Genomic DNA, 19,956 nt, shown 5'->3' with positions numbered 1-19,956 from the left:
CCCGACAAGGAGGCCGTCATGAGCACCACCCGCACTACCCGCACCCCACCCCGCACCCCTCCCCGCACCCCGCTGCGCGCCACCCCGCGCACGCTGCTGGCCGGCGCCCTGCTGGCCGTCGGCGCGCTGGCGCCGGTGGCGGCGGTCGCCCCCGCCGCGCAGGCCGCTCCCTACTGCGGCATCACCTGGGGCTCGCTGCCCAAGGTCACCGGCTTCGACACCGCCCAGGCCCCGATCACGGACGTCCGGTCCGGCCGTCACACCTGCTTCGACCGGGTCGTCGTCGACATCTCCGGCGACGCCGGGGAGTATGCCGTCCGCTACGTCACGACCTACCGCGCCCCCGGCAGCGGGCAGGCGCTCGCGCTGCGCGGCGGCGCGAAGATCGAGATCCTGGTCGGCAACCCGGCCTACGACGCCGACGGCGACGCCGTCTACGACCCGGCGAACCCGGCCGAGCTGGTGGGCACCGCGGGATACCGCACGCTGCGCCAGGCGCGGCTGGGCGGCAGCTTCGAGGGGCAGACCTCGATCGGCCTGGGCGTGCGCGCCCGGCTGCCCATGCGGGCCTTCGTCCTCGACGGGCCCGGGTCCGGACAGCGGCTCGTGGTCGACGTCGCCCACCGGTGGTGACGCCCCGGCGGGGTCCGGCAGTCCCGGGCCCCGCCGGGCTGCACCGGCTGCTGGGCGGTTCACGGCCGGGGCTGGGAGACTGGACCCATGTCGCGTCCCCCCGCCCCCGGTGCCGACCGCCTGCTGGACCACGCCATCTGGTGGCACGTCTACCCCCTCGGCGCCGTGGGTGCGCCGGACGTCCTGGAGGGTGACCCCGCCGACGCGGTCGTCGAGCACCGACTGCCCCGCCTCGAGGCGTGGCTCGACCACGTCGTCGAGCTCGGCTGCTCGGGGGTCCTGCTCGGCCCGGTCTTCGCCTCCCGCAGCCACGGCTACGACACCCTCGACCACACCCGCGTCGACCCCCGGCTGGGTGACGAGGCCGACCTGGACAGCCTGCTGGAGCAGTGCGGCGAACGGGGGCTGTCGGTGCTGCTCGACGGCGTCTTCAACCACGTCGGTGCCGACCACCCGATGGTGCGCGACCCCCAGACCTCTTCCATGATCAAGCAGGGGGAGGACGGCCGCCCGGCGTCCTGGGAGGGCCACGAGGGGCTCGTCGAGCTCGACCACGGCCACCCCGGGGTGGAGGACCTGGTCGTCGACGTCATGCTGCGCTGGCTGCGGCGCGGGATCGCCGGGTGGCGCCTCGACGTGGCGTACGCCGTGCCCACCGACTTCTGGGCGCGCGTCACCGACCGCGTCCGCGAGGAGTTCCCCGACGCGCTCTTCGTGGGCGAGGTCATCCACGGGGACTACGCGGCATTCGTGCAGGCCAGCGGTGTGGACACCGTCACCCAGTACATGCTCTGGAAGGCGATCTGGAGCTCGGTCGCGGACACCAACTGCTGGGAGCTGGCGCACGCGCTGGAGGAGCACGACGCGCTCCTCGGCTCGTTCGTACCGCAGACCTTCGTCGGCAACCACGACGTCACCCGCATCGCCACCCGGGTCGGCGACGACGGCGCGGCGGTCGGGCTGGCCGTCCTCATGACGGTCGGGGGGATGCCCTCGCTCTACTACGGCGACGAGCACGTCTTCCGGGGGCTCAAGGAGGAGCGGCTCGGCGGGGACGACGCCATCCGGCCGGCGCTCCCGGCGACGCCCGCCGAGCTCGGGGACGACGGGGCGTGGATGCTGTCGCTGCACCGTGAGCTGGTCGGGCTGCGCCGCCGCCACCCCTGGTTGGCCCGGGCCCGCACCCAGGTCGAGGACCGCAGCAACGAGCAGCTCACCTACGTCTCCTCCGGCGGCGAGGACGACCGGTGGCTCCGGGTGGAGATCACCCTCGCGCCCACGGCCTCGGTCGCCGTCACCGGGCCGGACGGCGAGGTCTTCGGCTGGACCTCCGGGGGCTGAGCCCACCCGGGCCGGTCCGTGCCTGGCCGCGCTCGAGCGGGGTGGTACGGCTGCCGATCACTCCCTGCCCGCCCTGGCCGCGGCGCCCCCACCTGCTCGTGTGGGCGGCACCGCATACCGTGGGAGCCATGACCGAACTCGTCCTCGTGGCCAACGCCGCCGACAGCACGATCAGCACCTTCCGCGTCGACACGGCTGCGCAGCCGCCGACCCTCGAGCGCCTCGCCGTCAGCGAGGTGGGTGAGGGCTGCGGCACCTTCGCGATCGACGCCGACCGCGACCTCGTGTATGCGGCGGCCAAGGGCGACCCGCCCGGCATCGACGTCTTCGCGCTCGACCGGGAGTCGGGCCGGCTGGAGCACCTGGACCGCACCGACGTGGACGGCTCGATGAGCTACCTGGCGCTCGCGCACGGCGGGACCCTGCTGGTGGGGGCGTCCTACGGCGGCGGCAGCGCGCAGGTCTTCCCGGTCGGCGACGAGGGGCACGTCGAGGAGCCGACGGCGCAGGTCTCGTGGCCCAACGCCCACTGCGCGGCGCTCGCCGGCGACGGCCGGCACCTCTACGTCGTCTCGCTCGGCGCAGACGTCGTCGCGCAGTACTCCCTCTCGCCCGGCGGCGGCCTCACGCCGCTGGTCCCGCCCACGGCCGAGGCGCCCGAGGGCTCGGGGCCGCGCCACCTCGTGCTCGACGGGGACGAGGAGCGGGCCTACGTCATGACCGAGTTCTCCGGCGAGGTCCTGACCTACGACCGGGACGCGAGCGGCGACCTCACCCTCAGCGGTTCGGTCCCCGCCTACGCCCAGGACCGGGGCCTGCGGCACAGCGAGCTGGGGGCCGACCCGGTGGAGGGACACCTCATCTGGGGTGCCGACCTGCACCTCGCCCGGCAGGGGACCTTCCTGCTGGCCAGCGAGCGCTCGGAGTCCACCCTCGCCTGCCTGCCGGTCGCCCCCGACGGCTCCCTGGGTGAGGCGGTCTCGATCGTCGGCACGGTCGCGCAGCCGCGCGGCTTCGTCGTGCTCGCCGACGACCGGTATGCCCTCGTCACCGGCGAGAAGGACACCGCCGTCGCGCTGGTGGAGGTCGACGAGGCCGGCCTGCTCATGGAGGTCGCCCGGGCCGAGACCGGCAACGGCGCCAACTGGGCGCGCTCCGTGCAGCTCTGACCGGGCGCCGCACGTGGTGGCCCACGGGCCGACCGGGCGCCGCGTGTGGCTGCCTACGGGCCGACCGGGCGCCGCACGTGGTGGCCCACGGGCCGACCGGGCTCACCCGGCTCAGGCCTCGGCGTCCAGCACCTCCCGGATCTCCTGCTCCTCGTCGTCGGTCAGGCCGGCCGCCCGGGGCGTCTCGCGGGTCTCCTCCCAGGCGAGGGTGTCGCGCAGCGTCTCGTCGACGGGCCGGGTCCGCAGACCCGCGGCCCGGGCGCGGGCGGTGTCGAGCGCGGCGAACGAGCGCAGCGCCGGGTCGTCGATCCACAACGGCATCGACCGCGGGCCCATCCAGGGATGGACGCCGAGCTCGGCGAGCCGGGCGGGCGGCACCGGTCGCGCGGGCACCTGGACGCCGGCCACCTCCCGTGCCGCCTCGAGCACCTGCGCCAGCGGCACCACCGGCCCGGTCGCGTTGAAGGGGCCGTCCAGCCGCTGCTCCGCGGCGTCCACCAGCCACGCCGCCAGGTCGCGCACGTCCACGAAGGCGATGGGGAAGTCCGGGTCGTCCGGCACGAGGACGTCCGGGCCGCTCGGGTGGGCGAACCGCCAGGGCCAGTAGCCCACCCGGCCGGACGTGTCGCCCGGCCCGCCGATGAGCCCGGCGCGCACCAGGGTCGCGCTGCCTCCCCGTCGGGTCGTCGCCGAGGTCACGGCCTGCTCGCAGGCGACCTTGGCCGGGCCGTACTCCTCCATCGTCGACATGACGTCCGCCTCGAGCGGCTCCAGCAGCGGGTCGGTCTCGGTCGGGGCCGCCCCTGCCGACCCCTCCTCGGGCGTGGCGTAGACGTTGGCCGTCGAGACGAAGACCCAGTGCGGGGTGTCCAGCTCGGCGACGGCCCGGCGCACCTGCCCGGGCTGGCGCGACACGTCGACCACCGCGTCCCACCGCTGCTCCCGGACCGGCGCCAGCCCGTCCGCCTCGTCCCGGTCGCCCCGCTCGAAACGCACCCCGTCCGGCGCGGGGGCGGAGCCCCGAGCGAGGCAGGTGACGTCGTGACCGCGGCGGAGCGCCTCGGTCGCGGTCGCGTGGGACAGGAAGGCGGTGCCGCCCAGCAGGAGGATGCGCATACCGCAGGTCTACCACCGACGGGATCCGCCGCGTCGGCCCGCGGCGTCACGCACGGACCTACCCCTCGCCCGGCTCCGGGCCCAGCTCGATGACCGAGTGCACGTTGCCGGCCGGGTCGGCGAACCACGCGATGGGCGGGCCGTCCCCGGACGTCACCACGCCCAGGTCGTCCTGCGGCACGCCGTCGTAGCGCAGGAACTCGACCCCGCGGTCGGCGAGCGCCCGCACCGTGCCCCGGACGTCGGCGGTGGGGAAGTTGAGCACCGTGTAGGACGCCGGCTGGTGCGCCTCGCCCTTGGGGTAGACCAGCACCTGCCGGTCGCCGAGCTGCAGCTGCAGCATGCCCATCGGCTCGGCCTCCCGTGCGACGGCCACGCCGAGGACGTCGCGGTAGAACGCCTCGGCGGCGTCCAGGTCGTCGACCGAGAAGCCGTTGAAGACGCGGCCCAGGTCGGTGAGGGGTGTGGTGTCGGTGTCCATGGACGGTCTGACCGCCCGCGCGGGCCGGAGTCATCGGCCCGGAGCCGGGCGACGGGCAGGCATACCTGACAGTGCTGTTATATTAGTGCTGTGACATCGACCGACCCGACGCGCAGCAGCCGGCTGCGGCAGCTCTTCTCGGTGCTCGCCGACATGGACGCGGCGATCAACGAGGCCTACCGGGAGCGCGGCCAGGGGCAGGTGCGCAGCCGCTTCGTGCTGCCGCTGGTGCGCCTCGCCCACCTCGGGCCGATGACCATCACCCAGCTCGCGAGCGAGCTCGACCGGACCCACTCCGCGCTGTCGCAGACGATCGGCCAGATGCGCCAGGCCGACCTCGTGACCAGCGAGGCCGGCGAGGACGGCCGCACCCGCGTGGTCACCCTCACCGAGCGCGGCCGCGCGCTCGTCCCGCTGGCCGAGGCGGAGTGGCGCGCCACCGAGGCCGCGGTCGCCGAGCTCGAGGACGAGCTGCCGTACGCCCTCAGTGCGGTCGCCGCGGACCTCGCCGAGGCCCTGGGGCGCCGGTCGTTCGCCGAGCGCCTGGAGGACCACCTCGGCGGTGACCGGGTATGACGTCGCCGACCACCACGGTCGACGCCCGGTGGGCGAGGTGAGGGGGCGGGGGGCGCGAGGGGCGTTCCTCGACCTGACGCCGCTGCGCATCAGCGCGACCTACCGCCGGTTGTGGCTCGGGGGTGCGCTGTCGGGGCTGGGCCACCAGGTGGCCGTCGTCGCCGTGCTCTTCCAGGTGTGGGAGATGACGCGCAGCCCGTTCTGGGTGGCCGCGATCGGCATCGCCCAGGCGGTGCCCATGATCGTCCTCGGGCTGCTCGGGGGCCCCCTGGCGGACGTGCTCGACCGTCGGCGGGTGGCGCTGGCCGCCACCGGTGGGCAGGCGGTCGCCGCGCTCGCGCTGGGTGCCCAGCTGGTGCTGGGCTTCTACCCGCTCCCGCTGCTGCTGGCGCTGCTCAGCGTGCAGACGGCGTGCAACGCCCTGGGGGCGCCGTCACGGCGCACCTTCATCACCCGGCTCATGCCGCGCGAGCAGGTCGCCGCCGGGATCGCCCTGCACATGATCAGCTTCCAGGCCGCGATGATGGTCGGCCCGGCCGTGGGCGGGCTGCTGCTCGGGGTCGCCTCCCCGGCGGTCTGCTACCTCGTCAACGCCGCCGCGCTGAGCATCAGCTGGTGGACCGTGCGAGCGCTGCCGCCGATGCCGCCGGACCGTCGGCCGACCGTCGCGGCGCCGGCGCCCACGGGGACCGGCACCGGACGCGCGGGCGGCCACGGGCGGGCCCTGACGGCATACCCGCAGGCGCGGACCAGACCGCTCGCCCGGCTGCGCCGTCGCACGGGCACCGCGCTGGTCATGCTCGGTGAGGGTGTGCACCAGGTGCGGCGCGACCCCGTGCTGCGCGGGTCGTTCCTGCTCGACCTCGCCGCGACGCTGCTGGCCTTCCCGGTCGCGCTCTTCCCCATGGTCAACCAGGAGCTCTTCGGCGGCGACCCGCGCACCCTCGGCCTCTTCCTCACCTGCGTCGCCATCGGCGGGGTGAGCGCCGGCCTGGCGTCCGGGCTGGTCACCCGTCGGGCCCGGCTGGGCGTGGTCCAGCTGGGGGCGGTCGCGGTCTGGGGCCTGGCCCTGCTCGGCTTCGGGCTCGCCGCGCTCGGCGGGGTGGCCTGGGCGGCGCTGGCCACCCTCGTGGTCGCCGGCGCGGCGGACACCGTCTCGGTGACCAGCCGGGCCGCGATGGTCCAGCTCGCGACCCCGGACAGCCACCTGGGCCGGGTGTCCTCGGTCGAGCACGTCATCGGCGTGTCCGGTCCGGACATCGGCAACGCCCGCGCCGGGTTGGTCGCGGGGCTCACCACGCCCGCCTGGTCGGCGCTGCTCGGGGCCCTGGGGTGCCTGGCGGTCGGGGCCTGGGTCGCGCTGACGCACCGCGAGGTGGCGGCCTTCCGCGTCGGCGACCGAGACGTCTGACCGCACTCGTGTGCAGCAGGTGTTCCTCTGCGGTGATGCATCACGACAGAGGAACACCTGCTGCGCAGGAGTCCTCGGAACTCCCTGGGGAGGCCGCGACTCGACCGCGCCCGCCCAGCCGGTCAGCGCCAGCCGAGCTCCGTCGCGACGTCCAGCACGCCCTCGATGACGTGCGCGCAGTAGTCGACGCCCAGCTGGTTGGGGACCGTCAGCAGCAGCGTGTCCGCCGCCGCGATCGCCTCGTCGTCGGCCAGCTGGCGGGTCAGCTCGTCCGGCTCCGCGGCATACGTCTTGCCGAAGGTCGACCGTGACCCGTCGATGACGCCCACCTGGTCGGTGCTGCGCCGTTCCAGCCCGAAGTAGGCGTGGTCGCGCTCGTCCACCAGCGGGAAGATGCTGCGCGAGACCGACGTCCGCGGGGTGCCGGGGTGCCCGGCGGCCCGCCACGCCTCGTGGAAGACGCGGATCTGCTCGGCCTGCAGCTGGTGGAAGGGCACGCCCGCGTCCTCGGTGAGCAGCGTCGAGCTCATGAGGTTCATCCCCTGGGTGCCCGCCCACTCGGCGGTCGCGCGGGTCCCGGCGCCCCACCAGATGCGCTCGCGCAGGCCCTCGCTGTGGGGCTCGACGCGCAGCAGCCCGGGCGGGTTGGGGAACATCGGGCGCGGGCTGGGCTGGGCGAAGCCCTCGCCCGAGAGCACCTCGAGGAAGCGCGCGGTATGCCGTCGCGCCATGTCGGCGTCGCTCTCCCCCTCGGCGGGGTGGTGGTCGAAGTGCCGGTAGCCCTCGACCACCTGCTCGGGGCTGCCGCGGGAGATCCCCAGCTGCAGGCGACCGCCGGAGATGAGGTCGGCCGCACCGGCGTCCTCGGCCATGTAGAGCGGGTTCTCGTAGCGCATGTCGATGACGCCGGTCCCGATCTCGACGCGCTCCGTGCGGGCGCCCACCGCCGCGAGCAGCGGGAACGGCGAGGCCAGCTGCCGGGCGAAGTGGTGCACGCGGTAGTAGGCGCCGTCGGCGCCCAGCTCCTCCGCCGCGACCGCCAGGTCGATCGACTGCAGGAGGACGTCGGAGGCCGACTGCGTGGCCGACTGGGGGTGCGGGGTCCAGTGCCCGAAGGAGAGGAAGCCGATGCGTTTCATGGACACGTCAACGACCTCGACGGCCCGGGGCATTCCGCCGAGCGGCCGGTCAGCGGCGCGCGACCCGGTCGCGACGGCCGAGCCAGAGGGCCAGCCCGACGCCGCCGACGGCGCCGAAGAGGTGGGAGAGCCAGGAGACCCCCTCCTGCAGCGGCAGCACCCCCCAGATCATCGAGCCGTAGACCAGGATGACCAGCACCCCGAGCAGCGCCCGCCACAGGTGGTGGGAGACGAAGCCGTAGACGGCGAGGAACGCGGCATACCCGTAGACGACGCCGCTGGCGCCGATGTGCACGGTCCCCGGGGCGCCCAGGAGCCAGACGCCGAGGCCGCTCACGAGCACCACGCCCCCGGTGACGAGCCACAGGTGGCGGGTGGTCAGCGCCAGCAGCGACCCGAGCACGAGCAGGGCGACCGTGTTGGCCATGAGGTGGCCGAAGCCCAGGTGCAGGAACGGGCTGAGCACGATGCCGGGCAGCGAGCCGAGGTCGCGCGGCCGGATGCCGAACTGGTCGAGGCTCAGCGGCAGCACCAGGTCGACGATCTCGGTGAGCCACATCAGGGCCACCAGGAGCACGACGGGTATGACGCGACGGGCCCACGCGGGGGCGTCGCGCCGCCAGGTGGCCAGGCTCGAGCTGCTCACCCCGCCAGTATCCCCCAGGGTGCCCGGCGGCGGTAGGTGTGTGGACAGCATGCTGAACAGTCGTTTAGCATGCTGAACATGCGTTCAGACCTCACCCCCAAGGCGCGGATCAGGGACGCGGCGCTGCGCCTCTTCGCCGAGGAGGGCTTCGACGCGGTGACGGTGCGCCGGATCGCCGCCACGGCGGAGGTCTCGCCGGCCCTGGTGCTGCACCACTACGGATCGAAGGAGGGGCTCCGGGCGGCGTGCGACGACCACATCCTGCGTCTCACCGAGGAGCTCATGCCCACGCCGGAGGAGTCCGGGGCGATGGCCGGACTCTCGCCCGTGGAGACGTTCGACGCCTCGGCCGAGGCGAAGTTCGGGTCCTTCGCCGAGGTCTTCCCAGACGACTCACCGGTCCTGCCCTACCTGCGCCGCATGCTCCTCGCCGACGACGAGCGCGCCCGCGAGGTGCTGCGGGGGTGGCACCGGATGACCGTGGACCTGCTCACGCAGTGGCGGGACGCCGGCGTCCTCGACCCCGGCCCCGACCCGGAGGTGCGCGCCGCGCTGCTGCTGGCCATGGACCTCGGCGGGGTGCTGCTGCGCGACCCGCTCACCGAGCTGCTCGGCTTCGACCCCCTCGGCTCCGGCGGCATCGACCGGTGGGGGCGGGACGCCTACTCCTTCTTCTCCCTCATGCTCACCGACCCACCCGCACCGGAAGGACGCCCGTCATGACCACCTCCTCGGACCGCCTCGTCGAGATCTCCGGGCTCCGCAAGACCTTCGGTCCGGTCGCGGCCCTGGACGGCCTCGACCTGGCCGTCGAGCGTGGCGAGGTGCACGGCTTCCTCGGCCCGAACGGGGCCGGGAAGTCCACCACCATCCGCGTCCTGCTGGGCCTGGTGCGCGCCGACGGCGGCACCGCGCGGCTCCTCGGCGGCGACCCGTGGGCGGACGCCGTCGAGCTGCACTCCCGGGTCGCCTACGTCCCCGGCGACGTCACGCTCTGGCCCGGTCTGAGCGGTGGCCAGTGCATCGACATCCTCGCCCGGGCCCACGGCCGGGTCGACGAGTCCCGGCGCGCCGACCTCGTGGAGCGCTTCGACCTGGACCCGACCCGGCGCGCCCGGGACTACTCCAAGGGCAACCGGCAGAAGGTCTCGCTGGTCGCGGCCCTCGCCACCGACGCCGAGCTGCTCGTCCTCGACGAGCCCACCTCGGGGCTCGACCCGCTCATGGAGGAGGTCTTCCAGCAGGTCGTCAGGGAGCGCCGCGAGCAGGGCACCACGGTGCTGCTCTCCAGCCACATCCTGGGCGAGGTCGAGGCGCTGGCCGACCGCGTCTCGATCATCCGGGCCGGCCGGACGGTGACGACCGGCACCCTCACGGACCTGCGACGGCATACCCGCTCCGCGGTGCGGGCCGTGACCGACCGCGCGCCGGCGCTGCACGACATGCCCGGGGTGGGCGACGTCGAGACGGTCGCCGACGAGCAGGGCCGCACCGAGGTGGTCGCCTCCGTCGAGCCGGACGCCGTCGGCCGGCTCGTCGGGGCGCTGCATGACGCCGGGATCCACACCCTGACGGTCACCCCGCCGAGCCTGGACGACCTGTTCCTGCGGGCCTACGCCGGCCACGACGAGCGGGTGGACGCGCGATGAGCGCCGCGACCGGTGTCGGGACCATGACCGGGATCGCGCTGCGGACCGGCTGGCGGACGCTGCTCGCCTGGGTCGTCGGCCTGGTCGCCGTCATGGTGCTCACCGGGTCGTCGATCAGCGCGCTCTACGACACCCCGGAGAAGCTGGCGGGGTATGCCGCGAGCCTCGGCGGCGACGCCCTCGCCGTCATCAACGGCCGGGTGGCCGGGCTCGACACCCTGGGCGGGGTGCTGGCCAACGAGTTCGGCTTCGTCCTGTCCTTCGCCGTGCCCGTCATGGCGATCGCGCTCACCACCCGGCACACCCGTCGGGAGGAGGAGACCGGGAGGCTGGAGCTGCTGCTCGCGGCCCGGATCGGGCGCGACGCCCCGCTCGCGGCGGCGGTGCTCCTCATCAGCACGGCGATGGTCGTCACCGGGGCGGGGGTGGGTGCGGCGATGGTGCCCTTCGGTACCGACCCCGCGGGTGCGCTGCGCTACGGTCTGGCGGTCGCGGGGCTCGGGCTGGTCTTCGTGGGCGTCACCGCCGCGGCCGCCCAGGTGGTGGAGCACGCCCGGGCCGTCTGGGGGATCGGCCTCGCGCTGACGCTGGTGTCCTTCCTCCTCCGCGGGGTCGGGGCGCTGCGCGAGGGCGCCCTGGTGTGGGTCAGCCCGCACGGCTGGGTGGACGAGGTTCGGGCCTTCGGCGAGGACGCCCGGTGGTGGCCGCTGGCCCTGCCGGTGGTGCTCTGGGCCGGGCTGGTCGCGCTCGCCGTCGTGCTGCGCGGCCGGCGCGACGTCGGTGGTGGCCTGCTCCGGCCCCGTCGGGCGCCTCCCCGCGCCTCGGCGGCCCTGCAGACGTCCCTGGGGCTGGCCTGGCGCCAGCAGCGGACGGTGGTCGCGGGGTGGGCCCTGGGTGCTGCGGCCCTCATGGCCGTCTTCGGGTCGCTCGCCCAGGAGATCGTCGACGCCGTGCTCGACAACCCCGAGCTCGGCGGGTTCCTCGGAGCCGGCCCCGAGGCGGAGGGGCGCGCCGCGGACCTCGTGCTGGCGCCGATGATGTCCACCTTCCTCGTCATGCTGGCCCTGCTGATGAGCGCCTACGTCCTCGTGGCCGTCGGGTCCTGGCGACGTGAGGAGGGGAGCGGCCGGCTGGAGGTCGCGCTCTCGGCGCCCCGCTCGCGGAGCGGGTGGCTCGGCCCGCGCCTGCTCGTGGTGGCCCTCGGCGCCCTCGTGGTCGGTGGGGTCGGTGCCCTCGCCCTCGGGGCCGGCGCCGCCGCCTCGCTCGGGGACGACGCCTGGCTCGGCGAGGTGACCGGCGCGGGCGCCGCGCAGCTCCCCGCCGTCCTGGTCTTCCTCGGTCTGGGCGCGGCGCTGTTCGGGTGGATCCCCCGGGTCCAGGCTCTCGCCTGGGCGGCCTTCGCGGTCGCCGCGGTCCTGGCCTACCTCGGCCCGGGTCTCGGCCTGCCGTCCTGGCTGCTCGACCTCACGCCGTTCCTGGCCGTCGGCCAGGACGTGGTGGGGCAGGGCCCGCAGCCCGCGGCCCTCGCCGTCCTCACGGTGCTGGGGCTCGTCCTGCTGGCGGCCGGGTTCGTGGGCCTGCGACGCCGCGACGTCCCGGCCGGCTGACCCCCGGCGACCCGCCGAGGGTCAGGAGAACCGCCACTCGGTGGTCGAGGCGTAGGTCTGGCCCGGGTGCAGCACGACCGACGGGAAGCGCGGCTGGTTCACCGCGTCGGGGAAGGCCTGGGTCTCCAGCGCGATCCCGGCGCGCGGGCCGTAGGCGACCCCGCGCGGCCCGGTGACCGTGCCGTCGAAGTGGGCGCCGGCATACACCTGCAGCCCGGGCCGGTCGCTCCAGACCTCCATGCGCCGGCCGGAGCCGCCGACCAGGACCGCGTGCCGCCGCAGGCCCTCGCCCGGCACGACGAGGTGGTGGTCGAAGCCCTGGCCGATCCGCAGCTGCGCGTCGTCGGCGGCCAGCGCCTCACCCAGGACGACCGGGCGGCGCAGGTCGAAGGGGGAGCCGGCGACGTCGCGCACCTCGCCGGTGGGGATCTGGTCCGGGCGCACCGGCAGGTAGGTGTCGGCGTCGACCTGCAGGGTGTGGTCGAGGATCTCGCCGGCACCCTCCCCGTCGAGGTTCCAGTAGCTGTGGTTGGTCAGGCTGACCGGCGTCGGCGCCGAGGTCGTGGCGCGGTGCTCGACGGTGAGGCGGCCGGGCGTGACGGCATACCTCACCTCGACCTCGACCTCACCCGGGAACCCCTGGTCACCGTCCGGGGAGGTGAGCGACCACGTCGCGCGATCGTCGGTCGCCTCCACGAGCGCCCACTCGCGCCGGTCGAAGCCCTCCGGCCCGCCGTGCAGCGCGTGCGGCTCGTCCGGGTCGAGCGGCACCTCCACCGCGCGGTCTCCGAGGCGGAACCGCCCGCCGTCGATGCGGTTGGCGACCCGCCCGATCGTGGCCCCCTGGAAGTCCCGGACCCGCCCGTAGTCCGCCAGGTCGGCGTGGCCCAGGACGACGTCCACCGGGCCGTCCCCGTGCCCGTCGGTGAGCTCCACCCTGGCGATGGCCGCTCCGGTGCTGAGGAGGTCGACGCGGATGCCGGACGCCGTGAGCGTGACGGTGGTGGGGCCGGGGGGTGGCGTGGGCATGCGGCTCCTCGGGAGGGACGACAGGGGGCGCGGGCGGTCGGCGAGAGACTACCGGGGCGCGGCCTCGGCCAGGTCGCGCACGGTCATCAGCTGCCGGCGCATCATGAGCAGGTCGCGTCCGGTCACGGTCGCCTCCTCAGGGCAGCGGCGCGGGGGCCTCCGGGCCGACGTACTCCGCCGCCGGTCGGATGATGCGCGGGTCACCCGCCTGCTCCAGGATATGGGCGCCCCACCCCACGATCCGGGCGGTCGCGAAGGTCGGGGTGAACATCTCCCGCGGGATCCCGCACTGCTCCATGACGACGCCGGCGTAGTACTCGACGTTGGTGTGCAGCTCGCGCCCCGGCTTGAGCTCGGCGAGGGCGTCCACCACCTCGCGCTCCACCTGCACGGCCAGCTCGGCGAGCGGCCCGCCGAGCGCCTGCGCGTGCTCGCGCAGCAGGACCGCCCGCGGGTCCGTGGTCCGGTAGACCGCGTGCCCGAAGCCCATGATCCGCTCGCCGGCGACCACCCGCTCGCGCACCCACTCCCGCGCCCGGTCCGGGGTGCCGATCTCATCGAGGGAGTCCAGCGCCCGGTCCGGCGCCCCGCCGTGCAGCGGCCCGGAGAAGGTCCCGATCGCGCCGCACACGGCGGAGGCGACGTCGGCCCCGGCCGACGTCACCACCCGGGCGGTGAAGGTCGACGCGCTGAAGCCGTGGTCGATGGTGCTGACGAGGTATGCCGTCACCGCCGCCGCGTGCTTCGGCGCCGGTTCCTCCCCGGTGAGCATCCACAGCCAGCTCCCGCCGGCGCCGAGCTCGGGGCGTGGCTCCAGCGGCGGCAGGCCTGCGCGCAGCCGGAAGAGCGCCGCCTGCAGCACGGGCACGACCCCGATGAGCCGGACGACGCCGGCGCGCACCTGCTCGGCGCTGGCGCCGTAGGTGGCGGGGAACTCCTCGACCGACCCCAGCAGCGAGACGGCGGTGCGCAGCCGGGCCAGCGAGCCGCGGTCGGGCCCGGACCGCGCGATCGCCAGCAGCTGCTCCAGCAGCGCGTGCGGCAGGCTCGACGCGGAGGCGAGCTCGGCCGCGAAGGCGGCGGACTCCCGCTCGTCCGGCAGACGCCCCTCGACCATGAGGTGCGCGACGTCCTCGAAGCTGCGGTGCCGCGCCAGGTCGACCGCGGAGTACTCGCGGAAGTGGTAGAACCCCTCCTGGCCCCGGACGTCCCCGGTCTGCGTGCGGGCGACGACGAGGCCCTTGAGGCCGGGCGGGGCGATCTGCGTGCTCATGCGCCGAGCGTTCCGCTAGGGTTGATGTCGTGTCAACGTTGATCGAGTCAACATGAGCGGCGAGCTGACCACCGCCCAGGTGGCCGACTACCTCGGTGTCAAGACGCAGACGGTGTATGCCTACGTCAGCCGCGGGGCGCTCTCACCGCTGCGGCGCGAGCCGGGCGCGGGGAGCATCTTCGCGCTCGAGCACGTGCAGGCGCTCGGGGGCGGCCGGTCGGGGCGGCGCGCCTCCACCCGGGCCACCAGCGACGACGTGCGCACGGCGATCACGCAGGTCGGACCGGGCACCCTGGCCTACCGGGGGCACGACGTGCGCGACCTCGCCGGCAGCTGGACCTTCGAGGAGGTGCGCGACCTGCTCACGGGGGTGGGCGGGGAGCCGGCGCCGACGGTGCCGACGTCGCCGCGGGCGTCCGTCGACGCGGTCCTGGCCGCGCTCCCGCCGGGGACGCGCGTCCTCGACCTCTGCAAGCACGCGGTCCTCGTCGCCGGGGCGGGCGACCTGGGGCGGCACGACCGCAGCCCAGGGGCGTTCGCCACGGCCGGTGCCCGGTCGGCGCAGGCGATGGTGGCGGCGGTGGGCGCTGCCCTCGGCGGGGCCGGGGAGGCGGGGGAGGGGACCCGAGGGGCGGGGGCGCCGACCCGTGTCAGGGGCGACGCGTCCGGTGACGGTGCTCTCGCCCCGGTGCTGGCGGCATACCTCGGCCTGCCGGTCGACCTCGTCGACCTGGCCCTGGTCCTGCTGGCCGACCACGACCTCGCGGTGTCGACGACCGCGGTGCGGGTGGCGGTCTCGGCGGGTGCCGACGGCTACTCCGCGCTGCTGGCCGGGCTGGCCGCCGCGGACAGCCCGGTGCACATCGGGGCCTCGGTGCGGGTCCTGGACTGGCTGCGCGGCGCGGTCGAGGACCCGCGGGGGGCCTTGGCCGCCGCGCTCGCCGACGGGCCGCCGCCCGGCTTCGGGCACGTGGTCTACACCGAGGTCGACCCGCGGGCCCGGCTGCTGCTGGACCGCGTGCTGCCGGACGCCGGTCGTGACCTGCGCGAGGCCGTGGCGCTGCTCGAGGGGGAGCTGGCCGAGCGGCGCGGCTGGGTGCTCACCGTCGACGTCGCCCTGGCCGCGCTCGTGCTGGCCCACGACCTCCCGCGCGAGACGGGGTCGGCGGTCTTCGCGTGCGCCCGCACCGCGGGGTGGACCGCGCACGCCGTCGAGGAGCTCGCCGAGCCGGGCATGCGGTTCCGGCTGCGGGGGGTCTACACCGGTCCGCGCGGCGGCTGACCGAGGGCGTGCCACGGCCCTGCAGCACCACAGGCCTCGCCAGCACCATGGTGCGGGGATGTGCACAGAATGCAGGGATATACCCCGCGCCAGCAGCGATATCCCCGCAGGGTGTGGCCTGTGTGATCCATGTGTCACGTGGCATCTCGGGCTCGGAGCGAGAGGGGAGAGCCGGTATGCTGGCCCCGGCGCCGCCGCAGCGCCGAGCCCGACCCGCCCCCAGCCGGCCGGTCACCAGGGTGGAGGGGAGCAGATCCTCGCGGCGATCACCCGGCATACCTGTCGAGCACCGCACCAGGACCTGCCGCGGCTGGGGCGTGCGGTCCGCGAAGGATGCGTGAGCACGACCATGACCACCGACGCCGACCTCAAGGCGCGGGTGCGCGAGCGGATGACCCGCACCGGCGAGACCTACACCGCTGCCCGGGAGGCGCTGCTCGCCGAGCCGCCACCGGCGCACCCGCCCCGCGCCGGGACCCGGCCCGACCCAGAGGACCCGCCGCTGCGTGCCCTCGTGGTCGAGACCGACCTGGCCGCCGACCGGGCCGTCGCCACCTTCGTCGACGGCGACCGGCTGCGCTCCATCCCCACCCGCCGCCGCCCGCGGGCGGCGGTGCTCATGCACCTGCTGCTGCGCTTCGAGCGGGGCCGGGAGTATGCCGAGCCCGAGGTCAACGCCCTCCTCGCCACCGCGAACGAGGATGTCGCCTCGCTGCGCCGCGAGCTCGTCGACTACCGGTGGCTGCAGCGGGCCGACGGGGTCTACCGCGTCGCCGAGGAGGTGCCGGCGCGCTTCCCCAGCGAGGCGCAGGAGGTGCCGACCGACGAGGTGGCCCGGTTCGCCCGGGTGCCGCGCCACCCGGGCTGAGGGCGGGGTGGCGCCCCCGTGGCGCCCCCGTGGCGACCCCACGGGGGGTCAGCCCCCCGGGTGCCCGGGTGGAGCCCCTCTGGTCCCCGGCCCCGAGGCGGCCTAGCGTGGGGGACATGGCTTCCTCCCCCGCCCTCGTCCGCCCCCGCCAGCGCCTCCTCGCGGGCGTCTGCGCCGGTCTCGCCCGCCGCTTCGGCATGAGCCCCACGCTCGTCCGGCTGCTCTTCCTGCTGTCGATGCTGCTGCCGGGCCCGCAGATCCTGGCCTACCTCGTGCTCTGGGTCATCATGCCGTCCGAGTGAGCCGCACCCGGCCGGGGCCGGGGTCGTCGTAGCCTGATCACGCCCGACCCCGACCCGTGAGGAGCCTCCCGTGCCCGTCTACCGCAAGGACGGCCGCTCCGTGCTGTTCATCCACGTGCCCAAGACCGGCGGCACCTCGGTCGAGCACCTCTTCCGCGCCAACGGCTGGGAGCAGGGCTTCTTCAGCGCGAGGTACGGCCAGGGCACCCTCAACCACCTCATGGTCTGCGGGCCCCAGCACCTGCACGGCGATCCCCTGCAGCAGCTCTTCCGGCTCGAGCGCTTCGACCTCGTCTTCACGGTCGTCCGCGAGCCGGTCGCGCGGCTGCGCTCGGAGTACGTCTGGCGGCACCGTAAGAAGGAGCAGGTTGACATGAGCGGGTCGGCCGTGGCGTCGTGGTTCCGCCGGTCGGTGCGCCGCTCCCGGGCGAACCCCTACCTCTTCGACAACCACCTGCGCCCCCAGCACGAGTTCCTCGTCCCGGGCACCGAGGTCCTGCGGCTGGAGGACGGGCTGGCCGAGGGGCTGCGCCGGCTGAGCGACGCCCACGGGCTCGGCCTCGAGGGAGGCCCGGAGCAGTTCAAGGACAGCGGCTCGGGACCGCGGCGCTCCGCCGACGTGGAGATCTCCCGCGCCACCCGGCGGATGGTCCGCCGGTTCTACAAGCGCGACTTCAGCACGTTCGACTACCCGAGGCCCTGAGTCAGCTCCCGGGCACCGAGCACCAGGCACACCGCGCAGACCAGCCAAAACAGCACGATCCACATGCCCGCCGGCACCCCCGTCAGTCGGGCCAGCTGGTCGGCGTCGCTGCCCCGCTCGCCGCGCCGGCGGCGCTGCCGCTGCAGCTCGACCACCGAGCGTGGGGCCGCGAGCAGCAGCGACCAGACGACGAGGTAGGCCACCGCCGAGAGCATCCGCCCGCTGACCGACCAGGACAGCAGGGCGACGCTGGCGCCGGTCGCGAGCACGACCCACAGCCCGTAGAGGTTGCGGATGAGCACGAGCATGAGCGCACAGGTGAGGACGAGCCCCCAGAGCAGGCCCGCGGCATACCCCGCCCCCAGGAGGTAGGCCCCGGCGAGCCCCACGAGCGCGGGCGCCGGGTAGCCGGCGAGGACGGTCGCGACCATGCCGGGCCCGCGTGGTCTCCCTCGGGAGACGGTGACACCCGAGGTGTCCGAGTGCAGCCGGATCCCGGTCAGGCGCCGACCGACCAGCGCCGCCACCAGCGCGTGCCCGGCCTCGTGCACCAGCGTGACGAGGTGACGGACGAGCCGGTAGCCCGCGGGGCTCCACGTGAGCGCGAGTGCGAGGACCCCCAGCAGCAGGCTGACCGGCCAGGTCAGCGGCGGCTGGGTCGTGGTGGCACGGTCCCACAGGTCGAGGAGCACGGCACGAGCCTGCCAGGTCCGGCTGGGCGCTTGCGGGGAACGCGGGGCGGGGCCAGCATGGATGAGGTGCGGACGGTATGCCGCACGAGGGGAGCGAGGACCGCTCCCGTCCGACGGCCTGCCGTGGCTGCATCGGGTGCGCCGTCCGGCGCGCAGTCAGCGGACAAAGGAGTCGAGCGCCATGGCATCAGGGAATCGCGTCGTCGTCTACAAGGGCCCGGGGGAGGTGGCCGTCGAGTCGGTCGACTACCCGACGCTGGAGATCCCCGGCGAGGTGGCCGACCACTTCGGCATCGCCAAGGCGGCACCGCACGCGGTGATCCTCAAGCTGGTCACCACCAACATCTGCGGCTCGGACCAGCACATGGTGCGCGGCCGCACCACCGCCCCGGTCGGGCAGAGCCTCGGGCACGAGATCACCGGCGAGGTGGTCGAGAAGGGCGAGGACGTGCTCTTCGTCGACGAGGGCGACATCTGCTCGGTGCCGTTCAACATCGCCTGCGGGCGCTGCCGGATGTGCAACGCCGGTCACACCGGCGTGTGCCTCAACGTCAACCCGGCCCGCGCCGGGGCGGCGTACGGCTACGTCGACATGGGCGGCTGGATCGGCGGTCAGGCGGAGTACGTCATGATCCCCTACGCCGACTTCAACCTGCTGAAGTTCCCCGACCGGGACCAGGCGCTGGAGAAGATCCTCGACCTGACGATGCTCTCCGACATCTTCCCGACCGGGTACCACGGCGCCTACACCGCCGGGGTGACCACCGGGTCGACGGTGTACGTCGCGGGGGCCGGCCCGGTGGGCCTGGCCGCCGCGCACGGTGCGCAGCTGCTGGGCGCGGCGGTGGTCATGGTGGGCGACATGAACCCCGAGCGGCTGAGGCAGGCGGAGAGCTTCGGCTGCGTCGGGATCGACCTGAGCACCGACGGCACCCTCGTCGAGAAGATCGAGCAGATCGTCGGGGAGCCCGAGGTCGACGCGGCCGTCGACGCGGTGGGCTTCGAGGCGCGCGGTCACGGTCAGGGCGCCGACGAGGCGCCCGCCACCGTGCTCAACGACGCCATGACGGTCACCCGCGCGGCCGGCGGGATCGGCATACCGGGGCTCTACGTCACCGGCGACCCCGGTGCCGTCGACGACGCCGCCAAGGAGGGCACCCTCGGGGTGCGGCTCGGTCTGGGCTGGGCCAAGTCGCAGCACTTCACCACGGGTCAGTGCCCGGTCAAGCGCTACAACCGGCAGCTGATGAACATGATCCTGCACGACCGGGCGCACATCGCGAAGGCCGTCAACGCCCAGACGATCAGCCTGGACGACGCGCCGCGCGGTTACGCCGAGTTCGACCAGGGCGCGGCGACGAAGTTCGTCATCGACCCGCACGGCATGGTCGCCTGAGCGGAGCGGACGCACCGGCCCTCGTGGCGGACACCGGGTGTCCGCCGCGAGGGCTAGCGTCGCGGTCATGAACACCTCACCCGTGTGGGAGCCGCCGCGCACCGGCGACGAGACCGCGCACCTGCTCGGCGCGCTCGACCGGCAGCGGATGACCTTCTGGTGGAAGGTCGAGGGCCTGGACGCCGCCGGGCTGGCCGCCCGGATCGGGGCCTCCTCGCTGACCCTGGGCGGTCTGCTCAAGCACCTCGCCGGCGTGGAGGCGGTCGCCGGGACGTGGCGGCTGGACGGCTCCTCGCCCGGCAGCCCGTGGGCGGAGGTCGACTGGCAGGCCACGCCGTCCTGGGACTTCGAGAGCGCGGCGGACGACCTGCCGGAGGAGCTCTACGCGCGCTACGTCGAGGCGGTCGCCACGACCCGGGCCCGGCACCGCGAGGTGATCGCGGCCGACGGGCTGGACCGGGTCATCACCTGGGGCCAGGAGTGGGGCATCGAGCTCAGCCTGCGCCGGATGCTCTTCGACCTGCTCGAGGAGTACGGCCGCCACACCGGTCACGCGGATCTGCTCCGGGAGGCGGTGGACGGCCGGGTCGGCGAGGACCCGCCCGAGGACTGGTCGCCGCCGGCGGCGTGGACGTGAGCGGCG

At 74.8% G+C, this 19,956-nt stretch carries 21 protein-coding genes; 14 read left to right on the top strand and 7 right to left on the bottom strand.

Features of this window, described 5'->3' with window-relative positions; genetic code table 11:
• Positions 1-18 precede the first annotated feature (18 nt).
• The 3 genes from Q0967_RS13950 (at position 19) to Q0967_RS13940 (ending at position 3,143) form a co-directional block, all read left to right on the top strand.
• Entirely contained in the window at positions 19-633 is a 615-nt protein-coding gene (locus tag Q0967_RS13950; RefSeq protein WP_299450602.1) for a hypothetical protein, read from the top strand.
• An 87-nt stretch (positions 634-720) separates the two neighbouring features.
• The gene (locus Q0967_RS13945) at positions 721-1,974 is read left to right on the top strand and encodes an alpha-amylase family protein (protein ID WP_299450600.1); all 1,254 of its coding nucleotides are present in this window, start codon (positions 721-723) and stop codon (positions 1,972-1,974) included.
• Positions 1,975-2,102: 128 nt separating this feature from the next.
• Positions 2,103-3,143 carry a beta-propeller fold lactonase family protein gene (locus Q0967_RS13940; RefSeq protein WP_299450597.1) on the top strand — a complete coding sequence of 347 codons (1,041 nt, stop codon included), beginning with the start codon at positions 2,103-2,105 and terminating at the stop codon, positions 3,141-3,143.
• Between the two features lie 111 nt (positions 3,144-3,254).
• On the opposite strand, the gene Q0967_RS13935 is transcribed toward Q0967_RS13940, so the two are convergent.
• A complete protein-coding gene (locus Q0967_RS13935) occupies positions 3,255-4,259 on the bottom strand; it encodes an NAD-dependent epimerase/dehydratase family protein (protein WP_299450594.1) in 1,005 nt (334 codons plus the stop codon).
• 58 nt (positions 4,260-4,317) lie between these two features.
• Complete coding sequence (locus Q0967_RS13930; RefSeq protein ID WP_299450592.1) at positions 4,318-4,740, bottom strand: VOC family protein; 423 nt, start codon at positions 4,738-4,740, stop codon at positions 4,318-4,320.
• 90 nt (positions 4,741-4,830) lie between these two features.
• Between Q0967_RS13930 and Q0967_RS13925 the strand changes: the two genes are divergently transcribed.
• Both Q0967_RS13925 and Q0967_RS13920 read left to right on the top strand, forming a co-directional pair.
• A complete protein-coding gene (locus Q0967_RS13925; protein WP_298750246.1) occupies positions 4,831-5,316 on the top strand; it encodes a helix-turn-helix domain-containing protein in 486 nt (161 codons plus the stop codon).
• Positions 5,303-6,727, top strand: coding sequence for an MFS transporter (locus Q0967_RS13920; protein ID WP_299450588.1), 1,425 nt, complete (start codon positions 5,303-5,305; stop codon positions 6,725-6,727). Before Q0967_RS13925 ends, Q0967_RS13920 begins: the two co-directional genes overlap by 14 nt.
• A gap of 122 nt (positions 6,728-6,849) precedes the next feature.
• Here the strand turns inward: Q0967_RS13920 and Q0967_RS13915 are convergent, their stop codons facing one another.
• A complete protein-coding gene (locus Q0967_RS13915) occupies positions 6,850-7,866 on the bottom strand; it encodes an LLM class flavin-dependent oxidoreductase (protein ID WP_299450637.1) in 1,017 nt (338 codons plus the stop codon).
• 49 nt (positions 7,867-7,915) lie between these two features.
• Positions 7,916-8,512, bottom strand: coding sequence for a rhomboid family intramembrane serine protease (locus Q0967_RS13910; protein WP_298750242.1), 597 nt, complete (start codon positions 8,510-8,512; stop codon positions 7,916-7,918).
• A gap of 78 nt (positions 8,513-8,590) precedes the next feature.
• Here Q0967_RS13910 and Q0967_RS13905 point away from each other — a divergent pair, with 78 nt between their 5' ends.
• From Q0967_RS13905 to Q0967_RS13895, 3 genes are read left to right on the top strand one after another with little or no spacing between them, the layout of a single operon-like run.
• Positions 8,591-9,235 carry a TetR/AcrR family transcriptional regulator gene (locus Q0967_RS13905; protein WP_299450585.1) on the top strand — a complete coding sequence of 215 codons (645 nt, stop codon included), beginning with the start codon at positions 8,591-8,593 and terminating at the stop codon, positions 9,233-9,235.
• Positions 9,232-10,161, top strand: a complete 930-nt coding sequence (locus tag Q0967_RS13900) for an ABC transporter ATP-binding protein (protein ID WP_299450582.1) — start codon at positions 9,232-9,234, stop codon at positions 10,159-10,161. Before Q0967_RS13905 ends, Q0967_RS13900 begins: the two co-directional genes overlap by 4 nt.
• The gene (locus tag Q0967_RS13895; RefSeq protein WP_298750236.1) at positions 10,158-11,768 is read left to right on the top strand and encodes an ABC transporter permease; all 1,611 of its coding nucleotides are present in this window, start codon (positions 10,158-10,160) and stop codon (positions 11,766-11,768) included. Before Q0967_RS13900 ends, Q0967_RS13895 begins: the two co-directional genes overlap by 4 nt.
• A 21-nt stretch (positions 11,769-11,789) precedes the next feature.
• On the opposite strand, the gene Q0967_RS13890 is transcribed toward Q0967_RS13895, so the two are convergent.
• Together Q0967_RS13890 and Q0967_RS13885 are read right to left on the bottom strand one after the other, a co-directional pair.
• Complete coding sequence (locus Q0967_RS13890; protein ID WP_298750234.1) at positions 11,790-12,797, bottom strand: aldose epimerase family protein; 1,008 nt, start codon at positions 12,795-12,797, stop codon at positions 11,790-11,792.
• Positions 12,798-12,933: 136 nt separating this feature from the next.
• Complete coding sequence (locus Q0967_RS13885; RefSeq protein ID WP_298750232.1) at positions 12,934-14,070, bottom strand: citrate/2-methylcitrate synthase; 1,137 nt, start codon at positions 14,068-14,070, stop codon at positions 12,934-12,936.
• 52 nt (positions 14,071-14,122) lie between these two features.
• On the opposite strand from Q0967_RS13885, the gene Q0967_RS13880 reads away from it, so the two are divergent.
• From Q0967_RS13880 to Q0967_RS13865, 4 genes are all read left to right on the top strand, one after another.
• Positions 14,123-15,352 (top strand): citrate synthase, encoded by a 1,230-nt coding sequence (locus Q0967_RS13880; RefSeq protein WP_298750230.1) that lies wholly within the window; start codon positions 14,123-14,125, stop codon positions 15,350-15,352.
• 337 nt (positions 15,353-15,689) lie between these two features.
• Positions 15,690-16,220: a DUF2087 domain-containing protein gene (locus tag Q0967_RS13875; RefSeq protein ID WP_298750227.1), complete on the top strand. Its 531-nt coding sequence runs from the start codon at positions 15,690-15,692 to the stop codon at positions 16,218-16,220.
• A 116-nt stretch (positions 16,221-16,336) separates the two neighbouring features.
• Entirely contained in the window at positions 16,337-16,522 is a 186-nt protein-coding gene (locus tag Q0967_RS13870) for a PspC domain-containing protein (protein ID WP_298750225.1), read from the top strand.
• A 70-nt stretch (positions 16,523-16,592) separates the two neighbouring features.
• Positions 16,593-17,225, top strand: coding sequence for a sulfotransferase family 2 domain-containing protein (locus Q0967_RS13865; RefSeq protein WP_298750222.1), 633 nt, complete (start codon positions 16,593-16,595; stop codon positions 17,223-17,225).
• Here the strand turns inward: Q0967_RS13865 and Q0967_RS13860 are convergent.
• A complete protein-coding gene (locus tag Q0967_RS13860) occupies positions 17,210-17,917 on the bottom strand; it encodes a M50 family metallopeptidase (protein WP_298750220.1) in 708 nt (235 codons plus the stop codon). The two genes, Q0967_RS13865 and Q0967_RS13860, sit on opposite strands and share 16 nt — an antisense overlap.
• 181 nt (positions 17,918-18,098) lie before the next feature.
• Between Q0967_RS13860 and fdhA the strand changes: the two genes are divergently transcribed.
• Both fdhA and Q0967_RS13850 read left to right on the top strand, forming a co-directional pair.
• On the top strand, positions 18,099-19,313 hold the full coding sequence (gene fdhA / locus Q0967_RS13855; protein ID WP_298750219.1) for a formaldehyde dehydrogenase, glutathione-independent: 1,215 nt from the start codon (positions 18,099-18,101) through the stop codon (positions 19,311-19,313).
• 67 nt (positions 19,314-19,380) lie between these two features.
• Complete coding sequence (locus tag Q0967_RS13850; RefSeq protein ID WP_298750217.1) at positions 19,381-19,950, top strand: DUF664 domain-containing protein; 570 nt, start codon at positions 19,381-19,383, stop codon at positions 19,948-19,950.
• The last annotated feature ends 6 nt before the right edge of the window (positions 19,951-19,956 follow it).

The sequence above is a fragment of the uncultured Serinicoccus sp. genome (assembly GCF_947500995.1).
GTDB lineage: Bacteria > Actinomycetota > Actinomycetes > Actinomycetales > Dermatophilaceae > Ornithinicoccus.
Note: the sequence above shows the minus strand (reverse complement) of the source record. Positions and strands in the feature narration are given on the sequence as shown.

Excerpts from the sequence above, each read along its gene's own strand:
- Q0967_RS13915 (WP_299450637.1), bottom strand. The coding sequence starts at position 7,866 with ATGAAACGCATCGGCTTCCTCTCCTTCGGGCACTGGACCCCGCACCCC.
- Q0967_RS13930 (WP_299450592.1), bottom strand. The coding sequence starts at position 4,740 with ATGGACACCGACACCACACCCCTCACCGACCTGGGCCGCGTCTTCAAC.
- Q0967_RS13945 (WP_299450600.1), top strand. The coding sequence starts at position 721 with ATGTCGCGTCCCCCCGCCCCCGGTGCCGACCGCCTGCTGGACCACGCC.
- Q0967_RS13895 (WP_298750236.1), top strand. The coding sequence starts at position 10,158 with ATGAGCGCCGCGACCGGTGTCGGGACCATGACCGGGATCGCGCTGCGG.
- Q0967_RS13880 (WP_298750230.1), top strand. The coding sequence starts at position 14,123 with ATGAGCGGCGAGCTGACCACCGCCCAGGTGGCCGACTACCTCGGTGTC.
- Q0967_RS13890 (WP_298750234.1), bottom strand. The coding sequence starts at position 12,797 with ATGCCCACGCCACCCCCCGGCCCCACCACCGTCACGCTCACGGCGTCC.
- Q0967_RS13870 (WP_298750225.1), top strand. The coding sequence starts at position 16,337 with ATGGCTTCCTCCCCCGCCCTCGTCCGCCCCCGCCAGCGCCTCCTCGCG.
- Q0967_RS13850 (WP_298750217.1), top strand. The coding sequence starts at position 19,381 with ATGAACACCTCACCCGTGTGGGAGCCGCCGCGCACCGGCGACGAGACC.
- Q0967_RS13940 (WP_299450597.1), top strand. The coding sequence starts at position 2,103 with ATGACCGAACTCGTCCTCGTGGCCAACGCCGCCGACAGCACGATCAGC.
- Q0967_RS13935 (WP_299450594.1), bottom strand. The coding sequence starts at position 4,259 with ATGCGCATCCTCCTGCTGGGCGGCACCGCCTTCCTGTCCCACGCGACC.
- Q0967_RS13905 (WP_299450585.1), top strand. The coding sequence starts at position 8,591 with ATGCGTTCAGACCTCACCCCCAAGGCGCGGATCAGGGACGCGGCGCTG.
- Q0967_RS13950 (WP_299450602.1), top strand. The coding sequence starts at position 19 with ATGAGCACCACCCGCACTACCCGCACCCCACCCCGCACCCCTCCCCGC.
- fdhA (WP_298750219.1), top strand. The coding sequence starts at position 18,099 with ATGGCATCAGGGAATCGCGTCGTCGTCTACAAGGGCCCGGGGGAGGTG.
- Q0967_RS13885 (WP_298750232.1), bottom strand. The coding sequence starts at position 14,070 with ATGAGCACGCAGATCGCCCCGCCCGGCCTCAAGGGCCTCGTCGTCGCC.
- Q0967_RS13900 (WP_299450582.1), top strand. The coding sequence starts at position 9,232 with ATGACCACCTCCTCGGACCGCCTCGTCGAGATCTCCGGGCTCCGCAAG.